Origin of the sequence: Enterobacter sp. RCC_40 (genome assembly GCF_041360735.1) — a bacterium.
In the GTDB taxonomy this organism is placed as follows: Bacteria; Pseudomonadota; Gammaproteobacteria; order Enterobacterales; family Enterobacteriaceae; genus Enterobacter; species Enterobacter ludwigii.
On sequence record NZ_JBFUPR010000001.1, the window covers coordinates 1672354 to 1681858 of the forward strand.

At 49.8% G+C, this 9505-nt stretch carries 13 protein-coding genes; 3 read left to right on the forward strand and 10 right to left on the reverse strand.

What is annotated here, in order from left to right; all coding sequences use genetic code 11:
* The first annotated feature begins 14 nt into the window (after positions 1-14).
* Genes hpxO through AB6731_RS07970 form a run of 3 tightly spaced genes read left to right on the forward strand, consistent with a single transcriptional unit; the run spans position 15 to position 3184 of the window.
* Positions 15-1169: an FAD-dependent urate hydroxylase HpxO gene (hpxO, locus tag AB6731_RS07960; RefSeq protein ID WP_371006115.1), complete on the forward strand. Its 1155-nt coding sequence runs from the start codon at positions 15-17 to the stop codon at positions 1167-1169.
* 17 nt (positions 1170-1186) lie between these two features.
* Positions 1187-2221 carry a molybdenum cofactor-independent xanthine hydroxylase subunit HpxD gene (hpxD, locus tag AB6731_RS07965; protein ID WP_371006116.1) on the forward strand — a complete coding sequence of 345 codons (1035 nt, stop codon included), beginning with the start codon at positions 1187-1189 and terminating at the stop codon, positions 2219-2221.
* A 12-nt stretch (positions 2222-2233) separates the two neighbouring features.
* A complete protein-coding gene (locus AB6731_RS07970; protein WP_371006117.1) occupies positions 2234-3184 on the forward strand; it encodes a 2Fe-2S iron-sulfur cluster-binding protein in 951 nt (316 codons plus the stop codon).
* A 63-nt stretch (positions 3185-3247) separates the two neighbouring features.
* Here the strand turns inward: AB6731_RS07970 and AB6731_RS07975 are convergent, their stop codons facing one another.
* The 10 genes from AB6731_RS07975 to AB6731_RS08020 all read right to left on the reverse strand — a co-directional run.
* Positions 3248-3439: a hypothetical protein gene (locus AB6731_RS07975; protein WP_181240332.1), complete on the reverse strand. Its 192-nt coding sequence runs from the start codon at positions 3437-3439 to the stop codon at positions 3248-3250.
* Entirely contained in the window at positions 3439-3594 is a 156-nt protein-coding gene (locus tag AB6731_RS07980; protein ID WP_166673349.1) for a hypothetical protein, read from the reverse strand. Before AB6731_RS07980 ends, AB6731_RS07975 begins: the two co-directional genes overlap by 1 nt.
* Before the next feature lie 164 nt (positions 3595-3758).
* Entirely contained in the window at positions 3759-4814 is a 1056-nt protein-coding gene (locus tag AB6731_RS07985; protein WP_371006118.1) for a hypothetical protein, read from the reverse strand.
* 102 nt (positions 4815-4916) lie between these two features.
* Positions 4917-5183, reverse strand: a complete 267-nt coding sequence (locus AB6731_RS07990) for a PAAR domain-containing protein (RefSeq protein ID WP_371006119.1) — start codon at positions 5181-5183, stop codon at positions 4917-4919.
* 55 nt (positions 5184-5238) lie between these two features.
* Positions 5239-5655, reverse strand: a complete 417-nt coding sequence (locus AB6731_RS07995; RefSeq protein WP_241213680.1) for a sel1 repeat family protein — start codon at positions 5653-5655, stop codon at positions 5239-5241.
* Between the two features lie 230 nt (positions 5656-5885).
* Positions 5886-6533, reverse strand: a complete 648-nt coding sequence (locus AB6731_RS08000; RefSeq protein WP_044857144.1) for a DUF2931 family protein — start codon at positions 6531-6533, stop codon at positions 5886-5888.
* Between the two features lie 68 nt (positions 6534-6601).
* Positions 6602-7249, reverse strand: a complete 648-nt coding sequence (locus tag AB6731_RS08005) for a DUF2931 family protein (RefSeq protein WP_044857145.1) — start codon at positions 7247-7249, stop codon at positions 6602-6604.
* Positions 7246-8502 carry a DUF2235 domain-containing protein gene (locus tag AB6731_RS08010; protein ID WP_371006120.1) on the reverse strand — a complete coding sequence of 419 codons (1257 nt, stop codon included), beginning with the start codon at positions 8500-8502 and terminating at the stop codon, positions 7246-7248. Before AB6731_RS08010 ends, AB6731_RS08005 begins: the two co-directional genes overlap by 4 nt.
* A 26-nt stretch (positions 8503-8528) precedes the next feature.
* Positions 8529-8828, reverse strand: coding sequence for a hypothetical protein (locus tag AB6731_RS08015; RefSeq protein ID WP_371006121.1), 300 nt, complete (start codon positions 8826-8828; stop codon positions 8529-8531).
* A gap of 2 nt (positions 8829-8830) precedes the next feature.
* On the reverse strand, positions 8831-9505 hold a 675-nt coding region (locus tag AB6731_RS08020; RefSeq protein ID WP_371006122.1), incomplete at its 5' end, for a DUF2345 domain-containing protein.

Here is a 9505-nt window from a genome sequence, read left to right on the forward strand (position 1 = left end):
AAAAGGAGAGAAGCATGAGAGCAATCGTTATTGGCGCGGGCATTGGCGGCCTGAGCGCCGCTGTAGCGCTGAAGAAGGCGGGAATCGACTGTACCGTGTTTGAGGCCGTGAAAGAGATGAAGCCCGTCGGTGCGGCCATCTCCATCTGGCCCAATGGGGTGAAATGCATGCAGCACCTCGGAATGGGCGACATCATCGAGACCTACGGCGGCCCTATGCGCTTTATGGCCTATAAGGATCACCGGCGCGGCGATACCCTCACCCGCTTTAGCCTTGCCCCGCTGGTCGAGCGCACGGGCGGTCGCCCTTGCCCCGTGTCGCGTACGGAACTGCAGCGCGAAATGCTGAACTTCTGGGGGCACGAGAACGTTCAGTTCGGCAAACGCGTTGAAAGCGTCCGTGAGGACGCGGCTGGCATCACCGCCACCTTCACCGACGGTACTACCGCGACGGGGGATTTCCTGATTGCCGCCGATGGCAGTCACTCCGCGGTTCGCCCGTACGTGCTGGGCTATACGCCCGAGCGCCGCTACGCCGGTTACGTCAACTGGAACGGGCTGGTGAAGATTGATGAAGAGATTGCCCCTGCGCACCAGTGGACCACCTTCGTCGGCGAGGGCAAGCGCGTTTCGCTGATGCCCGTCGCCGGCGGACGTTTCTATTTCTTTTTTGATGTTCCGCTCCCCCTCGGGCTGGCGGAAGATCGCACTACCCTTCGCGCCGATCTCACGGGCTACTTCCGCGGCTGGGCGCCACCGGTGCAGAAGCTCATCGCCGTGCTGGATCCCGAGACCACAAACCGTATCGAAATCCACGACATTGAACCGTTCGACACCCTGGTGCGCGGCAACGTGGCGCTTCTTGGCGATGCCGCGCACAGCACCACGCCGGATATCGGCCAGGGCGGATGCGCGGCGATGGAGGACGCCGTGGTGCTGGGTGACTGCCTGCGCGAGAACCACAACATCGCACTGGCGTTGCGGCAGTACGAAGCGCTGCGCTGTGACCGGGTCCGCGACCTGGTGCTTAAGGCCCGTAAACGCTGTGATATCACGCATGGTAAAGACATGGCATTGACCCGGGCCTGGTATCAGGAGCTCAAAGAAGAGACCGGAGAGCGCATCATTAACGGTCTGTGCGACACCATTCAGGCCGGGCCTTTAGGCTGAACGCGAGAGGGACAACCATGAAAATACAACCGACTCCACCCGCCCATTGTACGTTTGAGCCAGAGGACTGGCTGCGTCTGGCAAAATGCTGGCACCCGGTTGCTCGCGCCTGCGACATTGGCGCGGCACCGGTCAAAGCCACCCTGCTTGACGAACAACTGGTTATCTACCGCGTCAAAGACCAGGTTGTGGTCGCCCGGGACGTTTGCCCGCACCGCGGCGTACCGCTGACGCTGGGCTTTCACGATGAACACGGGATTATCTGCCCTTATCATGGCTTACGCTTTGGTGAAGATGGACGCTGCAACCGCATTCCGTCCAGCCCTGACCAGCCGGTTCCCGCGAAGCTTAACCTGATCAACTATGCCGTGGAGGAGCGCTTTGGGTTGATCTGGACCTGCCTGGCGTTTGATCCGGATAACCCAATGCCGCTGCCCACCATGCCGCACTGGGATAACGACGGATTTCAGCAGATCAACTGCCCGGCGTTTGAAGTGAATGGCTTCGCCGGCCGTCAGGTGGAAGGGTTTCTGGACGTCGCGCATTTTGCCTGGATCCACACTGACACCTTTGCTGACCCCAATAATCCGCTGGTACCCCATTATCAGCCCCAGGAGACGCCGTTTGGCTTTGTTGCCGATTACTGGAGCTCGGTGAGCAACTACCCCGCCAGCTCCGATGTCCAGGCCCCGGAAGGCTTCCAGTGGCTGCGTCATTTTGAAATGCATCTGCCGTTTACCGCCACGCTGACGATCCATTTTCCGGGGGAAGCCAGGCTGGTGATCATGAACGCCGCTTCGCCCGTCTCTTCACGGGTAACCCGCATGTTCGCCCCTATCGCGCGCAACTTTGACCTGCATATTCCGGTAGAGGAAGTGCACGCCTTCAATTTGCGTATTTTTGAAGAAGACCGCCTGATGGTTGAGACGCAGTGCCCGGAAAGCCTGCCGCTGGATCTGACTCTGGAAGCCCACATCCCTGCGGATAAAAGCTCGATTGCCTACCGCCGGGGGCTGAAAAAGATGGGCTTCGGCGAGTTTTTCCTGGTGTGACGGAGGAACGTGATGAGCGAAATGTTGAGCGTTATTGTCGACGGTCTCTGGCGTGAGGGGGATAAGAGTCTCGCCGTCAGGCTGGTGTCAGAATGCGGTGCCCCCCTACCGGGCTGGCAGCCAGGGGCGCACATTGACGTGCATCTGCCCTGCGGGCTGGTTCGCCAGTATTCGCTGACCGGGGCAAGCGACAGCGAGAGCTATCTTATTTGCGTAGGACGTGAAACCGCCTCGCGCGGCGGGTCACGCTATGTTCACGAGACGCTACGTCCGGGGCAGAAACTGCTTATCTCCTCACCGCGCAATCTGTTTGCGCTGCACGAGGCTGAACGCTTCTTGCTGCTGGCGGCAGGGATAGGCATAACGCCCTTGTATGCGATGGCCCGGCTGCTGGAGGCTTCCGGCACCCCGTTTACGCTGCACTATTACGTTAAAGAGCATGGCAACGCGGCGTTTGCACGTGAACTCATGCAATTTAAACACGGCGAGTGTGTCATCCATACCATCAGCCCGCGCACTGCGCTGGCAGAGCACATGCCCACGCCAGCGCCCGGTTTCCACGCCTGGGTCTGCGGGCCGGCAGGCTTTATGGAGAAAGTGTATCAGGTCGCCCTCACGAGAGGCTGGGCTGAGAGCAATCTTCACAGCGAAGCATTCCAGCCCGTTATGCCCGCCGACTGTAATGAAACGGGCGAGATTTTTACAGTCAAGCTGGCATCAACCGGCGAGCGCTGGCCAGTGCCGGCGGACAAAACTATCGCGCAGGTGCTGCTGGAAAACGGCGTGGCGGTACCCCTCTCCTGTGAAATGGGGATTTGCGGCGCCTGTCTGACGCCGGTTATCGACGGCGTAGTGGATCACCGGGATAGCGTGCAGTCGGAGGCGGAGAAAAGCGCGGCAGACCAGCAGGTGGCGCTGTGCTGCTCGCGAAGCCATACAGGGGAACTGGTGATTGGGTTGTAGAACGAAAAAACCCTGCGATATTGCTATCGCAGGGTTTTCAGATTTGGCAGGATCCACGGATAGTCAAAACAAACGGCATACCGGGTTTCGGAGAAAAAGCATGTCCATAATCACCGATATCACTTCAAAAACAGCAGACCGGACGATAAAACGATCCCTCATGGCAGCATAACTGGCCTGACGCTTCATCATCCTGGCAAGCAGTGGTGCCTGCTCTGCCTGACAGGTACTGAGTAAGGCATTTAGCGTGCTCATCAGTACACCTCTCCGTCGTCACTGGACACGTCTGCCACCGGGTCTGGCGATGCGACACCGGTGGTACTGAAGATGGTTTCCGGCAGACGGAAATTACGCAGCTTCAGCAGTGCCAGCGGGCCTTCTCCCGATGGCAAGGCTAATTGTCTTACCATGACGAAGCATCAGTAACAGAAATAAAGCACTGGAAAACGCCAGGCTTTTCGTGACTGTAGTGTGCAGCCCTATCTGGTCGCCAAAATGCCAGATTAACCAGGCAATCCCCCCTGCTATGAGGGCAGAGAACCCCAGCCGCCCCCACCCTCCACGCCATGACGAATTACCTGTTGTCATTATCTCTGTTCCCTGTTTGCACTGTATTGATAAATTTCTGCTCGCCATCTGTAGACAGCATCAGGCAGTCTGCTTTTTGTATATTCACGATATCGCTGGCTACTGCGGCCATTATCCATGGAGAGAAGGGGCCGCTGAGCCCGGCATATTTTTCCAGCCAGTGGAGTTGGTCAGGTTTCCAGTCACCGCCATAACTTTGTGCTGCTTCAAGCAGACCGGAGAATGCATTTCCCCATTCCACATTGTCGCCAACAATACTGGCTGTGGCGCAGGCCTGAGTTTGCGTCGAGAAAAACGTATCCAGTGACTTTTTTGAAATCGTCATATCAAGAGCCATTGGACGCAAAAGACGGGCGTTAAGCGAAAGATTATATTTTGTGCCGACATCATCGGATGTCAACAGCAGGACGGCTAGCGCATCACTATACGCATCCCCTCCCTGTGTCTGGTGAATCAGGATTAAATCCACATCCAGCGTCGGTGATTTAATTCGCTCATCAAGTGAGAGGAAGGACTTTGACTTAAGAATGGTCAACTGTGGCACCAGACGCTCAGGAATGGCTGTCTGCCAGGCATGTGCAAATTCATCCTGCAATGCTGGCAAATCATCGTTAGAGTCGGTCAGCAGCGTGACGACGGGTACTGTATCTGAAGGCAACTTTGCCAAAGCTGGATTTAACCCTGCAACCAAAACAAAAAAATGAGACTCATGATCGTGCAGACAAATTCGTTGGGTCAGAGATGTGTTTTGCTCCAGCGTTGGTGGGGCTGCCAAAAAAAATTGAGGTGTCAGATTTGCAGGCAGCATTACACCGCTGTGTAGTACTGCGATATTGCGACCAGCCCAGCCCATCCACTGTCGTTGCGCAAATTCTGCTTCATCGGATTCAAATTCGTGTTTGTCCACCGCATTGTTATAGAGCCAGCCACGCAGACAGAGAAAGAAAAACCAGATAACTGCAGGGCATGCGGTGACGGCCCAAAGATTAAATGTTTGAAGTGGCCCTGCCAGTTGGTTGGCATGCAGGACAAACAACAGCACTCACCCGACCAGCGCGAAAATCCCTAGCATCATCCACAGGATGAATGAAGGTTCTTCAGGCTTAGTCGATATTGTTGATTTCTGACGCTCCCAGTTCATTACTTATCCTATTACACAATCCGGTGCACTGGAGATCACCTGACAACCGCACTCACAGTGGCAACCATCCACAACCATGGCTTTACTGTCAGAGGTCCATTCAGGCGATCCTTCAATAATGGCATTAATGCCATGCCCATCTTTTGGGCAACTGACCTTATCACCCACGGGGATTACCTTTTTTCCATTTACTACCATTGTTGATGAGGCAGAAATAACCTGTCCGCCGTGCGTAGTATCATCACCAATCAATACAAAGCTTTTAGACATACGAAACTCCATTTTTTAATTTCCACATATGCATTTCTCTATGCAGATAAGAATATTATTTTTCTATTTTAATTTCTTTTAACTTATCACACGCATTCGAATCACCTTTGGAGCAGCTTTTTTTGAATAGTGGAATAGCTTGGTTTTGATCTTTAGCTACACCTTTACCATCAAAGAACATCGTACCCAAATGATACATAGCTGAAGGCTCGCCTTGTTTAACTGCAAGCTCAAGAAAATTTTTGGCTTTATCATAATCCACAGCGACGCCCTTACCATTAAGGTATGCGTAACCTAAATACATCTGAGCTTTAGCGCTGTTGTTTTTCGCAGCCTTCTCATACCAATAATTGGCCTTTTCGTAACTCTGAGAAGTTTCTTCACCAGAATAATACATATCACCTAAATCGACCTGAGCATCAGTGTTTCCGAGTTCAGCTGCAACCTGATAGAGTTCAAATGCTTTTTTCATATCCTTCGGAACCCCCATGCCCATACGGTACATATTGGCAATTGAGTTCGCATCATCCGCTTTAGTTTTTGCGGACGTAGGATCGATAACATTGATTGAGAAAAAACAGGGATAGAAATAGACAGCAAAAATATGTAGAAAGATGATTTCATAAAAACCTCTATCGCAGATAAATCACAAAATAAAATTGGGAGTTTACTGGCAACCAATTTCTTTCTAAAGGATATAATTCACCATGACCCATAAGGATATTTTTTCCCATTTATAAATTTCTTTATACCCTCGCTATATTCATATCCATTAGGAAAGTTCGTTACACCCTTGCACATGCCCAGCTCTTCCCCTGAAATTGTCTTTATTCTTGTATCATTTAAAGGAATATCTGAATGGCCATATTGCCTTAACCAGACTCGTACTTTCCCCTCCGGGGCCAAGCCTATCAGCATCGTCTGTCGGTAGGCATATTTTGCAGATTCTAAGACATCAGGATAAGGGGTAGTCATCTTATTCCATGTATCTTGAGTAAAGAATAAAGTGGACTGATAAACCTTTTTATCAATGATTGAGTCCCAGCAAAATATCATTATCTGCGGCAATCTGTCGGCTTTATTAAATTGTGTATTCCCCGCAGAGTTACGTTCACTCCATTTACCTACACTGATCCCTTGAGGCTGATCGATAGTCCGATATGTCGATGCATAACCATCAACATCCAAAAGCTTCAATAGTGTAACCTGTGCCGGTAAAGCTTTGGGGGTAGTAAAGGCAAAGTACCATTTATCCCATGGAGTTTTGAGACTGTTAGGTTGCTCACTGGCACAGGCGTTAGTAAAACCCACAAGTAATAACAAAGAAATTATTGTGGTGATTGATTTCATGATTTTCCTCCCTGCATACTTAGGCTAAGCGAATACAATATATTGAAAAACCAAACATTACTGCACTTTCACCAGTTTCCATAAGGATACTTTTTATCTTTAATAAAATCAGGAGTATCTCCATAGTAAACATATCCATCAGGATGCCCTGTAACCCCTTTACACATATCGAGATCTTTACCTGTAACAGTCGTTATTTTGGTATCAATTAATGGGATATCCGAATGGCCATATTGCCTTAACCAGACCCGTATTTTTCCTTCCGGCGCTAGTCCTATTAGCATTGTTTGTCGATATGCTTTTTTCCCCGGTTCTAAGACATCAGGATAAGGGCTAACCATTTTAGCCCATGTATTTTGAGAGAAAAATAAAGTTGATTGGTATGTTTTTTTATCAATAATTGAATCCCAGCAAAACATCATTATTTTCGGCAATCTATCGGCCTTATTGAACTGTGTATTCCCAGCAGAGTTTCGCTCACTCCATCGACCTACACTGTTGCCTCGAGGCTGATCAATAGTCCGATACGTCGACGCATAACCATCGACATCCAAAAGCTTCAGTAGTGTAACCTGTGCCGGTAAAGCTTTGGGAGTAGTAAAGGCAAAGTACCATTTGTCCCAGGGAGCTTTGAGAGTATTAGGTTGCTCACTGACACAGGCACTAACAGAGCCCAAAAGAAATAAGATCGAAATTATTCTGACGAATGATTTCATGATTTTCCTCCCTGCATATTCCAGACAGCACGAACCCAACCAGGGTTTGGGCGATTGATATAAAAAAGCAAATCAGATGATTTCACTGCCCCGTAGATGGTTTTCACTTTATTCCCGTCCAGCCAGACATCTTTTACAACCACAGGGTTCCAGTGAGCGGAGCAGTGAATATATTTGCCAATTAACTGTAACTCCGGTGAGATAAAAGGCGTCGGCACATTACCATTTCTCACAGCCTTTCCCTGGTCAATTGCTTTTTGACATAAAGCTTCCAGCTCAGGCGGTAAAGAGAAATTCTCATCCTTGGGTAGAATCTCATTAAACACCCCCCCAGCCTCCTGAGCCGCATCCAGCATCACCCGTAAACTAACTTTGCTCCAGTCATTAGTCACAATCCTCTCAAAAGTGACTGCCGCTCCAACACGCTTTTGTGTGATGCCACCGCGTTTTTTATCCTCGTTAACCAGATAGTCGTACCAGGTTTCTGTCTTTACTTCACCGCTCGGAATTATCGCACTTAACGCTGGCAGGCTCTTTAAGTCAGGTATTTCAGCCGCTGAACGCCGGTAGATATCAGTCACTTCCGATGGAATACTTTCACTGACAGTTTCATTTTGGGGCTGAGTCAGAAAAAGATACTCTTTTTCCATTGGATTATAGCCACCGCCGATATCCGAATGAACTCCCGGCAAAGCCAATTCTGGCCAGGATTCCTTAATACTGTTCAGGCTGAAGTTGTATCGGCACTCATGCATTGCCGTGATCTGAAAGACTTTCTGTGCAATATCTGGAGGCAGATCCAGCTCAACACCAGGGTTCACACCACTATGAACATCAAATAGATTACTTACTGTACCTACCGCGCACACGGTATCAAATAACCCCAGAAAGCGGGTCTCACCTGCCGGTTTCCCATGCTGATTTCGACCACCAAGCCCTTTAGTTATGGCCAGTTGTATGGCCTTATCGTTGTTTTTTACACGGTTAACAAAGTGACGAGCCGCTGCCGCTCCGCGACTAAATCCAAAAACATCGAACTGAATTTTCTCGATTGCATAATTTATTCCTTGGTTTAGAGCCAGGAATTTCGAAATTTGCTCAGCAATAAGGCCAACACCTTCATCAGATTTATCAACCACACCATAAAACCAACCGCCCGTCCCCATACTTATCGAGCTATCACTATTACCCTGATCGGTGCCAATTCCCTGTATATAGACTGCTCGTTGATAAACTGCTTGTCCCTCAATCACTTCGTCATTGGTGGTGTAAAGTGTATTCAGCCAGTGGATGTTCGTATAATACCCAATATAACTTCCAGCATTGCCAATTTTTTTTCCAGTTTTCTGGCACAGGCTTCGGCGTCTTCTGCCTTCATTCCAACATCAAGATGAGAACAGGACTCCAAAATATGATTCTGAGTATTAAACGTGTTGTTCCCTGTACCATCAAAAAACATTCCAATAGTAATTGTTATTGCTGGTACAGGCTTACGCTTACAGACCACTGTTTTCTCTGACACATTCACATCAGTAAAATGCTCGCACTCACTGGCTTCCCATGCATGGTAATCGCTCACGCTTATTTACTCCCTGTTGCTGAATTGCCGGTCCCAAGGATCTCAATGTTTAATTGACCGGGCATTGAGGTATAAATCGGAAGCGTTTTGCCATTATCATCTGAAATGCCATGAAAAACCTGCCCGTCAGCCGTTGTCACTTTATATTCAGTCTGTGGGATGATTTTCCCTTCTTCGTCAGTCAGGGAGTAAACACCACCGTATCCTTTTGGAAATTCAGGCGCTGGTGTGTTCAGCGAAGCAGCTCTCATTTTTTGAGCATTGGCACATTTCAGTAAAATATTTCCAGGACACCCCAGCTCAATATTCCCGCTGCTCAGCTTAATATAAGCACCACCGCAGTTAATGACCAGTTCCGTTGCTGCTGTAATTTCAATTTTACCTTCTGCACTCGTCACCGTAACGTCTTTCTTTGCTATGGCATCCAGCGCATCATCATGTGCCTGGATTTCGATTTTCCCCTTCGCTGCAAACAGCTTCATACCCGCCTGGCGGGCCAGCATACTGATGGCTTCGCCTGCCGCTACCGTGAAGCGCTTCATCGCGCTGATATCTGCATTTTTTTGCGCTACGATCCCCACACTGGCACTTCCCGAGGAAACACGTACAGCCTGAGGACTGGTGATACTCACCCCTTCAGGCGCATTCAATATGATCCCTGGTTTAGCAAGCTCTTT